At 54.0% G+C, this 17713-nt stretch carries 14 protein-coding genes and 2 pseudogenes; 4 read left to right on the forward strand and 12 right to left on the reverse strand.

Annotated elements, in window-relative coordinates; all coding sequences use genetic code 11:
• Positions 1-22 precede the first annotated feature (22 nt).
• On the reverse strand, positions 23-700 hold the full coding sequence (locus P0X86_RS30645) for a TorD/DmsD family molecular chaperone (RefSeq protein WP_096775841.1): 678 nt from the start codon (positions 698-700) through the stop codon (positions 23-25).
• A 343-nt stretch (positions 701-1043) separates the two neighbouring features.
• Here P0X86_RS30645 and moaA point away from each other — a divergent pair, with 343 nt between their 5' ends.
• A complete protein-coding gene (gene moaA, locus P0X86_RS30650) occupies positions 1044-2048 on the forward strand; it encodes a GTP 3',8-cyclase MoaA (RefSeq protein ID WP_192570385.1) in 1005 nt (334 codons plus the stop codon).
• Between the two features lie 118 nt (positions 2049-2166).
• Here the strand turns inward: moaA and P0X86_RS30655 are convergent, their stop codons facing one another.
• The 3 genes from P0X86_RS30655 to mobA form a co-directional block, all read right to left on the reverse strand.
• Positions 2167-3006 (reverse strand): IS3 family transposase, encoded by an 840-nt coding sequence (locus tag P0X86_RS30655; protein WP_277746116.1) that lies wholly within the window; start codon positions 3004-3006, stop codon positions 2167-2169.
• Complete coding sequence (locus P0X86_RS30660) at positions 3003-3317, reverse strand: helix-turn-helix domain-containing protein (protein ID WP_277746115.1); 315 nt, start codon at positions 3315-3317, stop codon at positions 3003-3005. The genes P0X86_RS30655 and P0X86_RS30660 overlap by 4 nt, the downstream gene beginning before the upstream one ends.
• Before the next feature lie 122 nt (positions 3318-3439).
• Positions 3440-4084, reverse strand: coding sequence for a molybdenum cofactor guanylyltransferase (gene mobA / locus P0X86_RS30665; RefSeq protein WP_277747236.1), 645 nt, complete (start codon positions 4082-4084; stop codon positions 3440-3442).
• 179 nt (positions 4085-4263) lie between these two features.
• On the opposite strand from mobA, the pseudogene P0X86_RS30670 reads away from it, so the two are divergent.
• Positions 4264-5507, forward strand: a pseudogene (locus P0X86_RS30670) (MFS transporter).
• A 165-nt stretch (positions 5508-5672) separates the two neighbouring features.
• Here P0X86_RS30670 and P0X86_RS30675 read toward each other — a convergent pair.
• Entirely contained in the window at positions 5673-7391 is a 1719-nt protein-coding gene (locus P0X86_RS30675; RefSeq protein ID WP_277747237.1) for a glutamine--tRNA ligase/YqeY domain fusion protein, read from the reverse strand.
• 273 nt (positions 7392-7664) lie between these two features.
• On the opposite strand from P0X86_RS30675, the gene P0X86_RS30680 reads away from it, so the two are divergent.
• Positions 7665-7919, forward strand: coding sequence for a DUF2164 domain-containing protein (locus P0X86_RS30680; protein WP_036662061.1), 255 nt, complete (start codon positions 7665-7667; stop codon positions 7917-7919).
• 48 nt (positions 7920-7967) lie between these two features.
• Positions 7968-8516, forward strand: coding sequence for a GNAT family N-acetyltransferase (locus tag P0X86_RS30685; protein WP_009594522.1), 549 nt, complete (start codon positions 7968-7970; stop codon positions 8514-8516).
• A 160-nt stretch (positions 8517-8676) separates the two neighbouring features.
• On the opposite strand, the gene P0X86_RS33370 is transcribed toward P0X86_RS30685, so the two are convergent.
• The 7 genes and pseudogenes from P0X86_RS33370 to P0X86_RS30720 form a co-directional block, all read right to left on the reverse strand.
• Entirely contained in the window at positions 8677-8802 is a 126-nt protein-coding gene (locus tag P0X86_RS33370) for a 3-alpha domain-containing protein (RefSeq protein WP_481858315.1), read from the reverse strand.
• 108 nt (positions 8803-8910) lie between these two features.
• Positions 8911-9335: pseudogene (locus P0X86_RS30695) on the reverse strand (MOSC domain-containing protein); the annotation flags it as partial.
• 227 nt (positions 9336-9562) lie between these two features.
• On the reverse strand, positions 9563-10060 hold the full coding sequence (locus tag P0X86_RS30700) for a GNAT family N-acetyltransferase (RefSeq protein WP_015737774.1): 498 nt from the start codon (positions 10058-10060) through the stop codon (positions 9563-9565).
• An 82-nt stretch (positions 10061-10142) separates the two neighbouring features.
• Positions 10143-13520, reverse strand: a complete 3378-nt coding sequence (locus P0X86_RS30705; protein WP_277747238.1) for a GH36-type glycosyl hydrolase domain-containing protein — start codon at positions 13518-13520, stop codon at positions 10143-10145.
• A 41-nt stretch (positions 13521-13561) separates the two neighbouring features.
• Positions 13562-15727 (reverse strand): glycoside hydrolase family 3 N-terminal domain-containing protein, encoded by a 2166-nt coding sequence (locus P0X86_RS30710; protein ID WP_277747239.1) that lies wholly within the window; start codon positions 15725-15727, stop codon positions 13562-13564.
• A gap of 198 nt (positions 15728-15925) precedes the next feature.
• The gene (locus tag P0X86_RS30715) at positions 15926-16687 is read right to left on the reverse strand and encodes an alpha/beta hydrolase (RefSeq protein WP_277747240.1); all 762 of its coding nucleotides are present in this window, start codon (positions 16685-16687) and stop codon (positions 15926-15928) included.
• 24 nt (positions 16688-16711) lie between these two features.
• The gene (locus P0X86_RS30720; RefSeq protein ID WP_090909864.1) at positions 16712-17713 is read right to left on the reverse strand and encodes a LacI family DNA-binding transcriptional regulator; all 1002 of its coding nucleotides are present in this window, start codon (positions 17711-17713) and stop codon (positions 16712-16714) included.

A 17713-nucleotide genomic window follows, 5' to 3' on the forward strand; every position in this document is an offset into this window, starting at 1 on the left:
TGATGATGATATGATTCTGGCGCTAATGCACCAGCATGGCTTCCTTGGAATGCTTCCAGGTCTTCAGCATGTTCAGATCCTGCGCGAGGAATTCCTCCAACAGGCTGAATAACGACTGGTATAGCGGACTTTGCGTGGACCCCTTCAAATCCTTGCAGAGGGATGGCACCCATGACAACAGATGCTCCTCCAGAAACTTCTCTTGTACCTCCATTAATTGCAACATGCTATCTTCACAATACGTATTGTTCAGCATACGGTCATGAAGCAGCGTCATGAATTCCAGTTCAATGGCTATATGATCGTCCGCTTCGCCATGCAGTTTATTAAAGGCAACACCGGCGGATGCATAACACTCGGCCAAATCCTGAGCGCATCCATCCTTCGTATAATGGGATTCCGCGGCCTGGCGAGGTTTGGACTGCTGAAGCAGCCGGCGGTATTCCGCCCTCTCATATTCGCAAATCCGAACCAATTCCTCAGGCGAGCGTCCGCATAAATATTTCATCAGGTCCGTACCGGCCTTCGAACACTCCGCCGCCTTGCTAATTCCGCTCCCGCGGCTCCATTCCGCAATCATAGACAAGCTGGGCCAATTGCCCAAAAAATCAATCAGCAGCTCGTAGACCGTCCCCCGGTTTTCAAGCCACCTGTGACAGACGTCAGGCACCTCCAAAGTTTGAACAGGTGATATCGCCATATCGAACCTCCTATTGGTAACCTATCTTGTTGGATGTGATATCCTTGACAGTATATCTTAGATGAACGTCTAATGAAAGCAGTTTGAAATGATTTCCGAAAATTTCGGAAAAACCAGGAAACTTTCGGAAATCTAGAATGTCACTACTCGCTTTCAAGGGGAGAAAGCTTTGGTCCACAGGTTCAATATACAGGATTTAGAAAGCGTTTTCTGTGATGCTTCTCACAAATCCTTGAACTTATGCGTGCGGCTTGTCCGGCTGACATGACCCTTACAATGCATTGACTCCTGTTCGGGGAATGGCTACAATGTGACCATGCACGCTAGTAAAAGGGGGATTTCCATGATCGAACCGCTTAAAGATTCCTTCGGTCGTGTCCATGATTATATTCGAATCTCGGTGACGGATCGGTGCAATCTTCGTTGTGTATATTGTATGCCGGAAGAAGGGATGGAATTCCAACCTCACGATCAGATAATGAGCTATGAAGAGATCGCCGCGATCATGCGCGTTCTGGCCCCCATGGGCGTCTCCAAAGTACGCCTTACCGGCGGCGAGCCGCTTGTGCGCAAGGATCTGGAAACCTTGGTCCATCAGATTGCTTCCATTGAAGGAATTCAAGATATATCCCTTACCACCAACGGGATCATGCTCCCATCCAAGGCCCGCTTGCTGAAGGAAGCGGGACTCACCCGCATCAACATCAGCCTGGATTCGCTCCAGGAAGAGCGTTACGCTCGCATCACGCGCGGCGGCCGGGTGCATAAAGTGCTGGAAGGCATTGAAGCCGCCTATGAAGCCGGCCTGAATCCGATCAAGCTGAACATGGTGTTAATGAAGGGCTTCAATGAGGACGAGATTCGCGACTTTATCGCCCTGACCCTTGATCGTCCCCTTCATGTCCGCTTTATTGAATACATGCCGATCGGCCAAGCATCCGATACCTGGCGGGATTCGTACCTGCCGCTGAGCCGGGTAGCCGAAGTGTGCCAAGAGGCCGGCTGGGCCATTCAAGAAGAGCAGGGCCCTTCCGGCAACGGTCCTTCGCGCAATATGAAGGTGGTTGGAGCAACGGGAACGTTCGGTTTGATCCATCCGGTCAGCGATCATTTCTGCGATTCCTGCAACCGGCTCAGGCTGACGGCCGACGGCCATATCAAGGCTTGCCTATATTGGTCGGACGAATTTAACGTGCGCCGCGTCATCGATGACCCTTCGGCGGTGGCGAACCTGTTCCGCAAAGCGCTCGGCGCCAAGCCGCTGAACCATGAAATGGCGCTCGCGCTGGAGAAAAAGGCCCAAAGCCATACTCCTACGGCCCGGCGCATGTCGCAGATCGGCGGATGAGCTTCTGCTCAGCGCATGAGAGCAGAATCAGCATAACCGAAGCAAACCGCCTTTATATACTAGAAAGCCCCGCCAAGCATTTGGTCAAGACCCCATTTAGTGGACATTGAAAAAACACCTAGGCTGTAAACTGGCGTCGGTACTCTACCGGCGTCAGTTTATTTAATTTGCGCTGTGGTCGTCTTCGATTATAAAATCGTATGTATTTCTCAATTCGGCTTTGTGCCTCCGCTAGATTTCGGATATCATAAGGATAGAGCCCTTCCGTTTTGAGATGCGAGAAGAAGCTCTCCATGGAGGCGTTGTCTAGGCAATTGCCCCGGCGAGACATGCTGATTTGGGCGCTAACCTTTGGCAGCATGTCGTGATAGGCATGAGACGTGTACTGGAACCCTTGGTCGCTGTGAACGACCAATCCGGTCACGTCTTTTTGCTTAGCAAACGCTTTGGCGAACGTCTGCAGAACCAATTCATTGTCGTTACGCTCGCTGAGCTGGTAGGCCACAATCTCGTTGTTGAATAAGTCTTTTACCGCCGAGAGATACAGCCAACGCTCACCCACCCGGTATTGGGTTATATCCGTTACCCATTTTTGGTTTGGTCTCTCCGCCGTAAAGTTACGCTTAAGCAGATTCTCCGCCACACGCTCCGCGGCCTTGTATACCATGTTGAATTGGCGCTTCTTGCGAATGCTAGCTTGGAGCCCAAGTTCTTGCATGAGACGTAGCACCTTTTTGTGATTCATCCACACACCGTGATCCTGCCACAGGAACAGTTGGATTTGTCGGTAACCATACTTTCCTTCGTAGCGTTTGTATACTCTGCGGATCAGCCGTTTGTCTTCGGCATCCCGGTCGTTCTCTTTACGCTTTAAATAGGCGTAATAGCCACTTCTAGAAACACCAATGAACTGGCACAGTTCAGCTACTTGCCCTGATTTTGCTGCTTGTTCGATCATGGCGAAGCTTTCTTTCTTACCTCCTTCATCCAGATTTCCAAGCACTTTTTTAGCATTTCATTCTCCCTTTTTAGCTTTTGGACATAGCGATCTTGATCCAAATATTCTTCTCGTCTTCCTCGCTGATCCAATAATCCAAACTCACCTAATTCCCGATACTTTCGCATCCACTTTTTTACACGATCTTTATCTTGAATCTCAAAGTGCTCGGTAATTCGCCTATATGTCCACTTTTCCTCAACATGAAGGCGAATCGCCTCTTTTTTCACTTCATCTGAATATGATTTATACTTTTGACCTTTCTTTGCCATAAAAAATGCACCCCTTAGAATTTATCGGAATAACCAAGGGGGTTTTCCAATGTCTATTCTAAGGGGGGCACTTCACATTCGAATGGCGGGGCTATTTTTATAGGATGCGTGCAGGGGACCGATCATTCTTCCGTATTCAGCAGACCGCCTGCGGCCTCGTAATCCATGGGCGTGTTCATGTTAAATAAGATTCGGCGCGGATCAAGGCCGGTAACCTCCGCTAATTCCTCCTCATTCGAAAAGACGGCATTCAGCTCCTGCACCCACTCCACCATGCGGAGCTGCCCCCGGATCAGCCTGCGCTCAAGGCTTTCCGCGGTCTCTCTGCGATACGCTGCCAGCAGCGGGTGCATCCTTCCTTCCACGACCGGGATTACGGCCTCAGCCGTGTCCTGCTTGTTCGCCAGATCCAGCAGCCCCTGGAGAAACCGCTCGTGGATATAAGGCATATCGCAAGCTGCGACCAGATTCCATGTGCTCCGGGAAGACTTCAGGGCGGCGTGAAGGCCCGCCATCGGACCTTGTCCGACATAAAGGTCGGGGACGCATTCCAAGCCGAGGAAATGATAAGGTTCCGGGTCATTGGCAGACAGGATCACCCTTCCGCTGACTTTGTCCAGCGCGTGGACCGTCCGTTCAATCAAACTCATCCCCTCCATGGGCAGCAGCGCCTTGTTTCTCCCCATTCTCCGGGAGGCTCCTCCAGCAAGGGCGATGCCCGTCACTTGACCCGATGGCAGACGAACATCTTGGGAGTGAACGCTCATATGCTCCACCAGCCTTTCTTCAAGTTATAAAAAATCGGATTCAGTTTATAGGTTAATATCCAGAATAATGGAAAATCATTTAAAAGATGGTTTGTATCCCTTTTCAATGCGTGATACATTGAAAGGAAAGCGGCTTTTTTCTTATACCGCGATTATGGATTGTATTCGGTTTGAAAGGAATGACCTACTTGCGGAATATGGACAATGCTCAACCTTCGCTGACATCGCTCAAGCTGTTCAACTTCTTCATTTACGGAACCATGGTCATCTTCACCGGTTTCTTCCAGTTGTATTTGCAAGATATCGGCATGAGCAAAATCGAAATCGGCAGCCTGATGGCGATTGCGCCATTTGTGTCCATCTTCGCCAATCCGTTCTGGGGATTCTGGAGTGACCGGGCGGCCAACATCAAACGCGTGCTGCTGATCATGATGACCGGTACGCTGCTGCTGGTTCAGCTTGTTTTTCAGGCGAATACCTATGCAATGATATACATGACGATGATTTTCTTTTATTTTTTCCAGACGCCGATGTTCTCGCAAACGAATTCGCTGATTCTGACCTATATTGATGGAACTCAGCAAAAGTTCGGCTCGTTCCGGCTGTGGGGCTCGCTCGGATGGGCGCTGACGGCCATCGCTGCCGGGCCTGTCATCGACCGGCTCGGGTCGGGACGCATCGCCATCGTGTTCTCGATCATGCTGCTGGTGGCGGCCGTGTTCATGTTTACGCTGCCCTCCATTCAGAAAACGGCGGCATCGGCATCGGTCAGCCTTAGGGGGCTCAGCAGGCTGTTCCTGAACTCCTATTTTGTCTGGTTCATCCTGTTAGGCATCATGGTATCCATCCCGAACACGGCGAACAATACCTTTATGTCCCTATACATTCTGGAGCTGGGCGGGAGCAAGCAGACGGTCGGCCTCGCCATCTTCTTCTCATCGATATTCGAAGTGCTGGTCTTCATTCTGTTTGACCGCTTCCTGAAACGGAAAATCAACGTCCTGGTGGGCTGCCTGACGATTGTCAGCCTGCTCTTCGCGCTCCGCTGGCGCTTATGGCCGAAGCCAACAGCCCGCTGGAGGTCGCCTTCATCCAGCTGCTGCACTGCGTTACCTTCGGCGGCTACTTCTATGTCGGCGTTCAGCTGACGATGCTGTTTGTTCCGACGCCGTACCGCGCCTCCGGCCAAGCGATCTATACCTTAAGCTGGAGCGGCATATCCGGTGTCATCGGCGGCCTTGCCGGCGGCTGGATGTTCCAGAACTTCGGGGCGCAGGCCATGTACCGGACCGGTACGATGCTCGCCATCGTGGGCGCCATCGGCTTTGGCTGGATGTGGTACAACCTCCGCAAGCACGGATACCAGCCGCTGCACCCGGACGATCCCGAAGACGACGAGATCGAGGAATACGCTGCGAGTTAGCGCGCAGTTATCTCCCTGACGATTTCAATTACAAGATGATATCACCGTAAATATAACAAGACTCGAATGAATCCTGGAACGGAATCTTCGAGTCTTGTTTACGTTTAGGGGCCAGGTCGACCTGATCACCGCCTAACCGTGCCCTTTTTTTATTCTCTGTCTTGTTTAGTTCTTCGGAAGCTGGAACGAGCTCTTCAGGGAAACCACGCGGTTAAATACCGGACGCCCTGGCTGCGAATACTTCGAGTCGACGTTGAAATATCCGTGGCGGAAGAACTGGAACTTGTCCTGCGGCGCAACATCCTTCATATTCGGCTCCACGAAGCCTTGCACGATTTGCAGCGAATTTGGATTGATGTCGTCCAAGAAGGACTTCTCGGCAGCTGCCTCCTCCGTCTCGCCTGCAACCTCAGGCACCAATTCCGCTTCTTCGTCTTCGTCCTTGAACAGCGGCTCGAACAGACGAAATTCGGCAGGCACGGCCTGCGTGGCCTCCACCCAGTGAATCGTCCCTTTCACCTTGCGTCCGGTAAAGCCGCTGCCGCTCTTCGTCTCCGGATCGTACGTGCAGTGAATCTCGACGACCTTGCCGTTCTCGTCTTTGATCACGTCATTGCACTTGATGAAATACGCATGCTTCAGCCGGACCTCATTGCCCGGGAACAAGCGGAAATATTTGCTCGGCGGATCTTCCATGAAATCCTCTTGCTCAATGTAAATCTCGCGCGAAAACGGAATCTGGCGGATCCCCATCTCCGGATTCTCCGTGTTGTTCTCGGCGTCCAGCCATTCGACCTGACCTTCAGGGTAGTTCGTAATGACCACCTTCAGCGGGTCCAGCACGGCCATGGTACGAGGCGCCTTCAGCTTCAGGTCTTCACGGATAAAGTGCTCCATCACTTGACGGTCCACCGTACCGTAAGCCTTCGAGATTCCCGTCTCGAACACGAAATTGCGAATGGCTTCCGGCGTATAGCCCAGACGGCGAAGTCCGGAGATCGTCGGCATGCGCGGATCGTCCCAGCCGTCTACGATGTTCTCGTCCACGAGCTGCTTCAGCTTGCGTTTGCTGGTGACCGTCTGCGCCACGTTCAGACGCCCGAATTCGTACTGACGCGGCGTGCTGTCCATCTCGCATTCCGCCACGACCCAGTCATAGAACGGGTGCTGATCTTCAAACTCCAGAGAGCACAGGGAATGCGTAACCCCTTCGATGGCATCCTCCAGCGGATGGGCAAAAGCATACATCGGATAGATGCACCACTTGTCGCCTGTATTGTGATGATGCGCGTGGGAGATCCGGTAGATGACCGGATCCCGCAGATTGATATTCGGGGAAGCCATATCGATCTTGGCGCGCAGCACGCGTTCGCCGTTGGCGAATTCCCCTTTCCGCATCCGCTCGAACAGATCCAGGTTCTCTTCCACGCTGCGGTCCCGGTATGGACTGTTCTGTCCAGGCTCGGTCAAGGTTCCGCGCGTTTCGCGGATTTGGTCAGCGGACTGGTCGTCCACGTAAGCCTTCCCTTTCTTAATCAGCAGCACCGCGCGATTGTACATCTCTTCAAAATAATCGGACGCGAACCGCAGCTCTTCCCAATCGAAGCCAAGCCACTTCACGTCTTCCTTGATGGAGTTCACGTACTCGATGTCTTCCTTCACCGGGTTCGTGTCATCAAACCGCAAGTGTGTCCTTCCGCCGAATTCATCGGCCAGCGTAAAATTGATCCAAATGGCCTTGGCATGTCCAATATGCAGGTAACCGTTCGGCTCCGGCGGGAAACGGGTAACGATCTCCTTGACTTTACCGGACTTCAGGTCTTCGGTAATAACATTCTTTATGAAATTGGAGGGGGTGCCCCGATGGTTCTCCACGTTGATCAACCTTTCGTCCTGTAATTTCTGTCTATCTCCTGTATAAACGTGTTTCTCTTAAATATACCTGTAATGACGCGATTGTTCAAGGAATTCGGCACTCCCGCGCAGTAAGCCCGCGACTTGGGACAGGGGGGCCGGCAGGCAATAACTACAAGTCCTCAACCTGTTTGCAGAGGCTCCTCCCTTAGCCGGATATAGCGGCGAAAATCATTTTGACGGGGGCTTTTTAATAGGGTAGCATGGAGAGAAAAACAGTTGAAGGAGGCCGGCGATCATCTTATGAAGCCCAGCAAATTTCCAAAGGAACAGCGCGAACAGCTGATTGAATTGGTGCAGGAATACTTTGAAACGGAACGCGGCGAAACCCTCGGAAATCTGGCCGCAGAGAGTGTTCTTGATTTTTTCGTGGAGACCTTGGGGCCTCATCTATACAATCAAGCGCTCAGCGACTGCCGAACGGTTGTCAATCAGCGCATGATTTCCCTGGAAGAAGATATTTACGCATTGGAGCAAAAAGTGAAGCGAACTCGTTAGAGGTACATATACTTTATACTTCGCAATGGAGAACAAAGGAGATACCGTATGTTTGGATACACATTGGACGATCATGTTGAATTGCGCCCGCTTGCCATCGAACATGCACGGGCGATGTTCGAGATTACCGACCGGTCGCGCGACCGTCTTCGCAAGTGGCTTCCGTGGGTGGATGCCGTCACCGAGGTTAACGATACCCTCAACTATATCAAGGGTGCCATGAAGCAAGCAGCCGACAATGGAGGCTTCTCGGCAGGCATCTGGGTGCGCGAGGAGCTGGCGGGCACGATCTCGTTTCACGAGATCGATTGGAACAACCGCTCGGTCGGCATCGGCTACTGGCTGGATCAGCATTTTACGGGGCAAGGCCTGATGACAAGCGCGTGCCGCGCGTTCACGGATCACGCGCTGATGCGCATGGGCCTGAACCGGGTGGAGATTCGATGCGCAACGGCTAACCATCGCAGCCGGGCGATTCCGGAACGTCTGGGCTTTGTCCTTGAGGGAGTCATACGGGAAGCCGAGAAGCTGCCCCAAGGCTATGTCAACCATGCGGTCTACGGCATGATTCAGAGCGAATGGAAGCGGATGAGGTAACGCATACGGTTTAGCTTCGCCGGTACTGGCATTTTCTATAATCCCAATAAAAAAAACGGCTTGTATCCTACCAAAAGGACGCAAGCCGTTTTTGTTGTCCGTATGTGTTCTAGAACGCGGGCTAACCTTGGCTTAGAGCTTGGCAAGAGTCCGCGCGACTTCAATCCTGACGGCTTCGAAGGGTCGCCAGCCATGTCCCGAATTGCGACTTCAAGCTTGAGGCGAGTTCGTCGATCTCCAGCATGCGTTCAAGCCCTTGTTCATCCTTTCGCCCGTCCTTCATCATGCGAAGCACTTCCAGCACCGTGATGCCGGAAGCTTGGGAATCAAGCCGGGTAACGGGGGAGTCTGCGCTGATGCTTCCTTCCTCGAGCACGCGGAAATAAAAACCGCTGTAACCCGTGTTCAGCACCCTTGCCGGCATGTCCTTGACGCCATGCTTTTGCGACAGCTTAAAGCAGGGATATCGGGGCTGGCTGACCTGCAGCACCGCCCCCCTATCCGGTATACATCTCCAATGCAGACTCCATCCTCCAGCAGCCCTCGCAGCGTCAGATTTTCGCCGAATGCGGCATACGTCATCGGTTTGCCCAAGGACCGTTCCCAGTACGGATAATGCTCCGAAGGGTATGCGCACACCGCCTTATCCAAGCCGCCGTGATTGATGAGATCGGCTTGGCCGTCCCCTTCGAAATTCAATGAACTTAGGAACAGGGGACCTTCCACAGGCTGCTTATAAATTCCGGTAGACAGGTCCTTCCCCTGGTAATCCACCGTTACAGGCTTTCCAACGTTCAGCGATACAATGCCCATGGTCATGGAAAAACAACCTCCGCTATCTTTCTTTTCATCTACTATATGCAATCGGGTATGCCCTTGTCCAGAAGCCGTTTCAGTGGGAGGACCCCAAAAACAAAAAGGCCAACCAGAACTCTCTGGTTGACCTAATCATACGAACAGCCCGGCAAAGCCGCCGGACTGTTCAACCCTATGATCTCATCTCTTTTGCATCCGTGAACCGGACCAGGACGATATCCTGAGGGGAATCATGATAAGAAGTAACACATTAAAATATCATCAACGTAACGTCCATCCACGTAGAACTCCCGAATCAGCCGCCCCTCTTCCTTAAACCCGCAGTTTCTGTAAAAGGAGAGCGCGCCCGGGTTGCTGGACAGCACCCGCAGCCTCAGCTTCGCAATGCCTTCCACCCGCGCCATATCCTTCGCCGCCTCGATCAGCCGCTGTCCGATGCCCTGCCGCTGATGGGCAGGGTGGACCGCGATGTTCAGCTCGAGCACATGGCGATTGCTGTTAAGGCCTGTGGGCGAACGGAAGCCGACGTAACCGCACAGCTCCCCCTCGTGCAGCGCAACAAGCTGCGTGCCTGGCGGGCACTGCAGAAGATAATGGTCCCGCGAGCTCCATTTCAGGGGCTCCGGGGCCGTATTGCGATCCCATACCAGTTCGTCGAGTTCCATAAGCGCAGCGGCATCCTTCATTTCCGAGAACCGGATGGTCACTGTCTCTTGACGGGTCTTCATCGACATCCCTCGCTTCGATAACCATTCCCTCCATTATAACAGACCGGTTCGGTTCCTGCAGACGAGTTTCACGGGTTACGATTTATTGTTCATGAACGCCGCCGTAAATATCCACGACGCAGCCTTGTTCGTCATTTCCGGTCAACCGCTTGAAATCTTCGCCCGAGATGCGAACGCCTCCCGTGCGGTAGCGGTTCTGGACCGTATTCGCGGATACATCCTGCCCGTTAATCGTGACACGGGTCCGCTCGGCGCCATCCATATGATAAACGAATGTTACCGGCACGCCGGCATAGTTGAATTGGAACTCCAAGCCATCCAGCGCCTTCGGCAGAACCGGGTCGATCACCAGGTCGCCTCCCGCTTCGCGGATGCCGAGCGCATTGGAGATCAGCTGGTTCATGTAGATCCCCGGACCGCTGGAATAAATCCGCCATCCCCCTTTGACAGGTATGTCTCCGCTGCGCAGCGCATCAAACGATTCCTGGGCTTCGTAGCGCGTGTTGAACTTTCCGTCCGAGCTGCTGAAATAAGCATTGCTCTGGCGCAGCTCCGCATTCGGCACGACCTCGGTGATGCCGATCGGGTTGATGCGCTCAAGCCCGCTCCAAACCTCGCTGCTCTTGCCGAGCTTGGCCATGGCTTCGACAAAGCGGATATGCGCATGCACATATTGAAGGCCAACCTCCCGGCCGAAATTCGCCGCTTGCTCCGCCCGCTTAAAGTGCGTGCTGACGCCACCGGCATATACCGCCGGGCGGTTCATCAGCCTTACGCCGTCCGGACAGAACAGCTGCTCCCGGATAATCTCGTAATGGCTGGCCGCCTGCTCCGGGGTCAGCAGCTCGCTGATCATGCTGCGCGTCATCGGCAGCAGGCGGTACTGGATTCCCGTTTCCTCATCGGACGGATGCAGCAGGAATCTGCTCTGCTCCTTGCTCTCCATATAGACAAAGCCCGGAATGACTTCGGAGTTCAGGATATACGTATTGAAATCCCGCTGAATTCCTTCCGCGAGTTCCCCCATTGCACCCGACATCGCTTGATCCACGCTTTCCATAACGCGGGAAAACTGGTTCAAGGTCTGATACGTCAAGGCGACCGTCCAGCTGCTGACCATGAACTGCTTCAGCTGGGCGTTAGCCGGTTGCAGCGTATCGTCCCAGTCCCCGTCCCCATAAGAAGACAGATGGGTACCATGTAGGAAATGCTCCTGAATATAGGCTATTTGCTTCTTCACGTGTTCAAGCACGGTGTACGTCCGCTCCGTAAAATCGAAGCTGTGCTTTCTCGTGTATGGAACAGCCGACTCCAGGATGCTGTAATCGTTGGTAACGGCCAAATAATCGCCCAGCACCTTCAGCGGCCATACGATGATGTCGCCGTGGCTCTCTTCCTGCTGGATATGGGCATACTTATCAAACATGAACCACTGCGGCCAGTTTCCGTCATCCTCATATTGGTGGGAATACACCTCAAGCAGGATATCGCGGACCTGCTCGTATTTATGCGTGGCCATGAAATATTCCACGGGTCCCTGGCATACATCGCGCGTTCCCCACGCCGCACCGCCGTACTGTTCCAACCCGTGCGGCACCGAATAATGGACGAGCATGTTGTGCGTATACCACCAGGCAAGCGCATTGACTTTGAATAAACCGTCATCCCGCCCGTTGTTCAAGCTCAGATGGAACCCGTTCATAACGGATGCGTAAAACGAACGATAGTTTGCAATCTCCTCATCCGCATTCCGCGCCTCGATTGGAGCATCAGCTGCATCAAGGCTGCCTTGCACCGTCATGGCCCACTCGGCACTCTCGGCAAGCTCGAGCACCGTTAAGGAAGCGCTCCCTGGCGCAATGTTGCTTGCCAGACAGGTCTCGTCCGTCACCTGGATATCGGCTCCCGTCACCCCAAGGCGATAATGCAGATCCTTGTACACGGACGCGCTCAGCGAAGCCGCGTCGGCACGGAACGTGAGGACGCCGTCTTCCTGGACCACATGATACGGCACTTCATATTCGTTAACATCCATCGTCATCTGCATGGTCACCAAATAACGGTAGGCTCTTCCGCTTTCGGAACGGACCTGAAGCGTAACCTCCGGTGCCGCGGCGGACGTGAAGTTCGTGATGATCAGCTTGTCGTTTTCGGTTTTGTAATACCAGCGTACATAGTTAAACCCGATCTCGAACACGGACGGCATCGTCAAGAGGCGGTACTGTCCGTCCATCTCGACATAGATCCGTTGTCCAGAAGTCTTGGGCACGTTCAGCGCGTTCCGCGCATGACTCATCATTTTGTTAAAGTTCGTGTTTCCCGTCACCAGCTGGGAATTAAACACGCCATACATGTAGGAGGTGGTCGTGATGACCGGGCTGCCCAGCTTGACGTTGTTGCCGCTCATCAAGATATGGCCGTGCGGACGCTCCACGCGAAGCTCCTTCTCCTTCAAGACGATATGCTCATAGGTGTCCGTGAAGAACGAAAGCAGCGTTTCCCCGTCTCGCTCCTCTTGGCGGCGCACAGGATACAGTGCGTTCAGTTCGTCTGCCGTCAGCGGCACGGACTGCAGAGGTTCGCCGAAGCGGTCGGAACGTTCCATCTGCGGCAGCTTATTGCCCGCATCGGTCAAACGGCGTGCTTCCGCCTGCTGCCAGGCGGCCTGGAGCTCCTCCTGGTATTCGAGCGCAGTGACGGCATCCGGATGATCCTCCTTAAACAAACCGTAGAATACGAACCGGGCCGTCCCGTTCAACGTTACGCGAGGGGACTGCAGAGCCGTATAGGCAAACTCGTATTGATATACCTCATTCGGGAGGTTCTCTTTGAATAAAGCCTCTGCCCGATTCGTCTCTTTATAGGAAAGACCGAAGAACTGAAAGCCGTCCGTGGCATACCCGACCGCCGATGTCAGCGATCCCTGCTGAAGATAAGGGAAGACGCCACCCTGCGGCTGATTTTGGCGGGAGCACACGACATAACCCCGATCTTCCTGACGGAACACGGCATGGTCGATGTATTGGGACAAGTACGCTTCATTGTTTCGAACGGCGCCTGGAAGGGCAATCCCGATATCCTGTCCGTAAACGACGTCGGCTTGTATTCCTTCCCCTTGGAGCTCGATGTCCCAAAACCACGCACCGGCATCCGTCGGGGTAAACCGTATCGTATAGGCCACTCCCTTGACGCTGCCTTCCCACATCATCCGGTTATCCGCATGCGTGACCACGCTTCGGGAATGCACCCCGAGCATGGGAACGGCCTCGATGCCGTCTTCGGTATGGATTCTCAGAAACAAATTGTTGAGGGCGCCGTCAATCGAATTGGAGAGCAGTTGATTGATCATCGTCGTGCCGTAAGCAGCTTGATAAAGATCCCCGCTCGGCAAAAAGGTAAACGTCAATTCTCCCGCCTGGAGTACAACTTTCGCATCGTTCATTACATGATTGGCTGTCACAAGTTTCACTTCCTATTCTGCATAAATGATGTTGGTCCGCGTTATTTCCGAAGCCGAAAACGTCTGATCTCCGTGTCCCGGCTATTCCTTCCGACCATGAGGTCGAACTCGCCGGCATCGCTCGTGAAGGACAGGTCCGAATGGTGATAACGCAGCTGTTCTTCGGTCAGGATAAAGGCGATTTCCTGCCGTTCTCCCGGCTGCAGCAGCACCTTGCGGAAATCCTTCAGTTCCCGGACCGGTCTGACGACCTCGCCGGAACAGTCGCGGACGTACAGCTGGACGACTTCTTCCCCGGCCATATCGCCGGCATTCGTGACAGATACTTTGATCTCAAGCGGCTGTTCCGAAGACATCTCTTCCGCTGAAAGCTCCATGTTTCCGTATTCGAATTCGGTATAGCTTAGGCCGAATCCAAAGGGCAGCAGCGGCTCATTCGGAATGTCCAAATACTGCGATACATAGCGCACCTGCGCATCCGGCGCACCCTTCGGCCGCCCGGTATTATAATGGTTGTAATAGACCGGCACCTGTCCGACGGAATAAGGGAACGACATGCTGAGACGGCCGGAAGGATTGATCTCGCCGGTCAGCAGCGAAGCGATGGCCGCCCCGCCTTCGCTTCCCGGGAACCAGGCTTCCAGCACGGCATCGGCCTCATCCAGCACGCCGTGCAAATCCAGCGGGCGGCCGTTGAACAAGACGGCTGCCATCGGCTTCCCCAGCGTTTTCAAATGGCGGATCAATTCGAGCTGCGGCTGCGGCAGCGTGATAAACCCGCGGCTGCCGGCTTCGCCGCTCATCTCGGAATCCTCGCCCAGCGCCAGCACGATCACATCGGCTTGCTTCGCGGTCTCCATCGCCTCTTCCAGCTGCTGATCGGTCATAGCGCTCACGCTGCAGCCCTCGGCCACCGTCAGCGCGCCGGAAGGCAGCTTGGACCGCAGTCCCTGCTCCAGCGTGACGGCATCTTCTTTAGCGCCTGTCCAGGACCATGGGCCGAGTATGTCGCCGCTGGCAGCGAACGGGCCGATCAAGGCTACGCGCTGACCGCCTCTCAGCGGCAGCAGGGAGTCGTTCTTCAGGAGCACGCAGGATTTCGCGGCGGCTTCACGGGCCGCCTGACGGTGCTCCTCGCAAAACACGATCTCCCGTTCGGCTTGCGGGTCGGCTCCCCGCACAGGACGCTCGAACAGTCCAAGCCGCTTTTTCAATGACAGAATACGCAGCACCGCTTCATCGATCAGGCTCTCATCCACCCGTCCATCGCGTACCATTTGCGGCAAATGATGCACGTAGCTGGAGGTCATCATCTCGATGTCCACGCCAGCCTCGATGGCTCTTAACGCTGCTTCTGCCTCGTCCTCGGCAACTCCGTGAGGGATCAGCTCTTTGACCGCTCCCCAGTCGGAAATCAACACACCGTCAAATCCCCATTCGCGACGCAGCAAATCGCGCATCAGCCGCTTATTGCCTGTAGCCGGTATGCCATCGACGGTATTAAAGGCGGTCATGACCATCAAGGCCCCCTCATCCAGCGCGGCCTTGTACGCAGGCAAGTAATACTCCCGAAGCTGGCGCTCGGACATGTCCACCGTGTTGTAATCACGGCCGCCTTCACCGGCTCCATAGGCGGCAAAGTGCTTCACGCACGCAGCCAGCCGGTTTACATCGCCACTCAAATCGTCGCCTTGAAAACCTCTTACAAATGCTCTTGCAAATTCACTGTTCAGATAGGGATCTTCCCCGGTCGACTCCATCACGCGTCCCCAGCGCGGATCGCGCACCAGGTCCACCATCGGCGCAAATGTCACGTGGAGGCCGGATACCGCGGCTTCGCGCGCGGCGATTTCTGCGCTCCGCTCCGCAAGGACAGGGTCCCACGAGCTTCCCAAGGCCAGCGGCACCGGGAAGATCGTTTTGAAGCCGTGTACGATATCGGCCATCATGAGCAGCGGAATTTTTAATCGATTTTTGCGCATATGCGCTTCTTGGACGGCTATCACTTCCTCCGCCCCCGCCAAGCCCAGCACCGAGCCTGCATTGCTTACGATCTCATCGGTGATGCCCAGCGACTCCATCGGTCCTGTAATTTGCCCCGATTCTTGAGCTCCTTCGAAAAAAGGGACGGCCAGTTGTATAAGCTGCGCAATTTTTTCCTCCAGCGTCATCTGCTCGACCAGAGAAGTCAGTTGTTGATCTGCCATTTCCCATCCTCCTATGTCTTAACCTTCACGATCTAGTCAATTCGAAACGTTTTGATTTTTGCTCAAACCATGAAATATATTCATAAAACCTTATACTTAGCAGGATTTTCTACCTATACATCCATTGTTTAAAAAGCGAGAAAATCAGCACGTGTCTGTGACATAATCGAAACGTTTCAATAAAAACGGACGAAAAAATCAGGGCAGTGGCAGCCAATCCAGCACACGCTGAATTTTACGGTCCCAATATCCCCATTCATGTCCGCCCGGTTCTTCCTCGTATGTCATCGGAATCCCCAGACTGTCCGCATATCGTCTAAACGTTTGGTTATCATGATATAAAAAGTCTTCCGTTCCGCAGCACTGATACAGCATCGGTTTGTTACCCCCGTATGCCGCGAATTCCGAGGCTAAATACAGCAAGTCGTCCCCGCTTCCCCGCAGTCGGTCGACGCTTCCGAACAGGGTACGGATTTCCTGCTCCTGGAAGCCCGGTCCCGCAGCCCGGCTGGCGAGATCCAACCCTCCCGACAGGCTTGCGCCGGCCGCATAACGCTCCGGATAACTCATGGCCAGCTTAAATGCGCCATACCCGCCCATGGAAATTCCGGCGACAAAGGTATCTTCCCTGCGTCCGGACACCGGAAAGAACGACTGAACCAGCTGCGGAAGCTCCTCGCTCAGGAAGGTAAAGTAAGACGGACCGTTGGTCATGTCCATATAATAGCTTCGTCCGACTCCCGGCATCACGAGTGCGATGCCTTTATCCTCGGCGTACCGCTCGATGGACGACCTGCGCATCCATTCGGTCTGGTCCGCGCCTCGGCCGTGAAGCAAATAAAGCACCGGCAGCTTCGAAGAAGAACCGTATGGCATCAGCGCGGCTTGCGGTATAAAAACCTCGATGCCGGTAGACAGCTGTAGTGTTTCGGAATAAAAATCACACGTGATCCATGCCAAGTTCCTCATCTCCGATCCGGTACATTAACTTTCTACTTTGCTCTTTCCTGCAGACGCACGCTCCATCATTTCCGTTGTCAGCATGTACGACTGCTTTACGGATTCGCCTCCCAATATCTGAAACAGCAGATGGGCTGCAAGCGATCCCGCTTCGCTCTTGGGCTGCCTGATGGTCGTCAGCGGCGGATTCACGTATTCGGCTAATTGGATATCGTCGAATCCGATGACGGACACATCATCCGGCACCGAAATTCCGCTTTCCTCGAATGCCTTCAGCCCTCCGATGGCCATCTCGTCGTTGCCGTAAAATACGGCCGTTGGGAGCGCCCCCTGCATAATCATCATCTTGGTGGCGTTGTAACCGCCCTCGCGCACGAAGTTGCCGCTGAGGCGCCACTTCGACTGTTCTTCCAGCCCCGCCTCCGCGAGCGCCCTTAAATACCCTTGATAACGCAAATGATTATCGTACGAATCCGAGGATCCGCTAATATAGGCTACGTGCCGATGTCCGTTCTCCAGCAGGTAACGAGTAGCCGTGTATCCTCCCTGCTCCCCGTCGACCAGCACATTGACCAGGAATTCGCTGCATAATGGACGATCCATCACGACGATCGGAAATTGAGGCCCGGAGGTCTCGATCAGAACTTCATCGCGAATATTGGGCGCGAGAATGATGGCGCCGTCGGCCCTCTTCTCCCGCAAAAATTTAACCGCCGTCGAATCCCTGCCGCCCATCGAGCTGCAGGCTATCAGATCATACCCGTTGGTCAAAGCAACTTCCTGTACGCTTCGGATCAACTCGGAATAATAAGGCCCGGATAAATCCGTCAGAATTAGAGCGATTGTCTTGGTGCGGCTCCGCTTCAAATCCATGGCAAATCCGTTCTTCCGATAATTCAGCTGTCTTGCTGCCTCGAGCACCTTTGATCTTGTCTTGGAACTCACCCTGCTGTCGCCGCTTAACGCGTATGAAGCCGTCGACAAGGCGACTCCAGCGAGCTTTGCCACATCCTTTATCGTTGCCAT

The organism is Paenibacillus sp. BR1-192 (assembly GCF_029542445.1).
Lineage (GTDB): Bacteria > Bacillota > Bacilli > Paenibacillales > Paenibacillaceae > Paenibacillus_AQ > Paenibacillus_AQ lautus_A.

Excerpts from the sequence above, each read along its gene's own strand:
- moaA (WP_192570385.1), top strand. The coding sequence starts at position 1,044 with ATGATCGAACCGCTTAAAGATTCCTTCGGTCGTGTCCATGATTATATT.
- P0X86_RS30685 (WP_009594522.1), top strand. The coding sequence starts at position 7,968 with ATGTTTGGATACACATTGGACGATCATGTTGAATTGCGCCCGCTTGCC.
- mobA (WP_277747236.1), bottom strand. The coding sequence starts at position 4,084 with ATGAGCGTTCACTCCCAAGATGTTCGTCTGCCATCGGGTCAAGTGACG.
- P0X86_RS30660 (WP_277746115.1), bottom strand. The coding sequence starts at position 3,317 with ATGGCAAAGAAAGGTCAAAAGTATAAATCATATTCAGATGAAGTGAAA.
- P0X86_RS30710 (WP_277747239.1), bottom strand. The coding sequence starts at position 15,727 with ATGGCAGATCAACAACTGACTTCTCTGGTCGAGCAGATGACGCTGGAG.
- P0X86_RS33370 (WP_481858315.1), bottom strand. The coding sequence starts at position 8,802 with ATGATGAAGGACGGGCGAAAGGATGAACAAGGGCTTGAACGCATGCTG.
- P0X86_RS30680 (WP_036662061.1), top strand. The coding sequence starts at position 7,665 with ATGAAGCCCAGCAAATTTCCAAAGGAACAGCGCGAACAGCTGATTGAA.
- P0X86_RS30700 (WP_015737774.1), bottom strand. The coding sequence starts at position 10,060 with ATGAAGACCCGTCAAGAGACAGTGACCATCCGGTTCTCGGAAATGAAG.
- P0X86_RS30720 (WP_090909864.1), bottom strand. The coding sequence starts at position 17,713 with ATGGCAACGATAAAGGATGTGGCAAAGCTCGCTGGAGTCGCCTTGTCG.
- P0X86_RS30655 (WP_277746116.1), bottom strand. The coding sequence starts at position 3,006 with ATGATCGAACAAGCAGCAAAATCAGGGCAAGTAGCTGAACTGTGCCAG.
- P0X86_RS30645 (WP_096775841.1), bottom strand. The coding sequence starts at position 700 with ATGGCGATATCACCTGTTCAAACTTTGGAGGTGCCTGACGTCTGTCAC.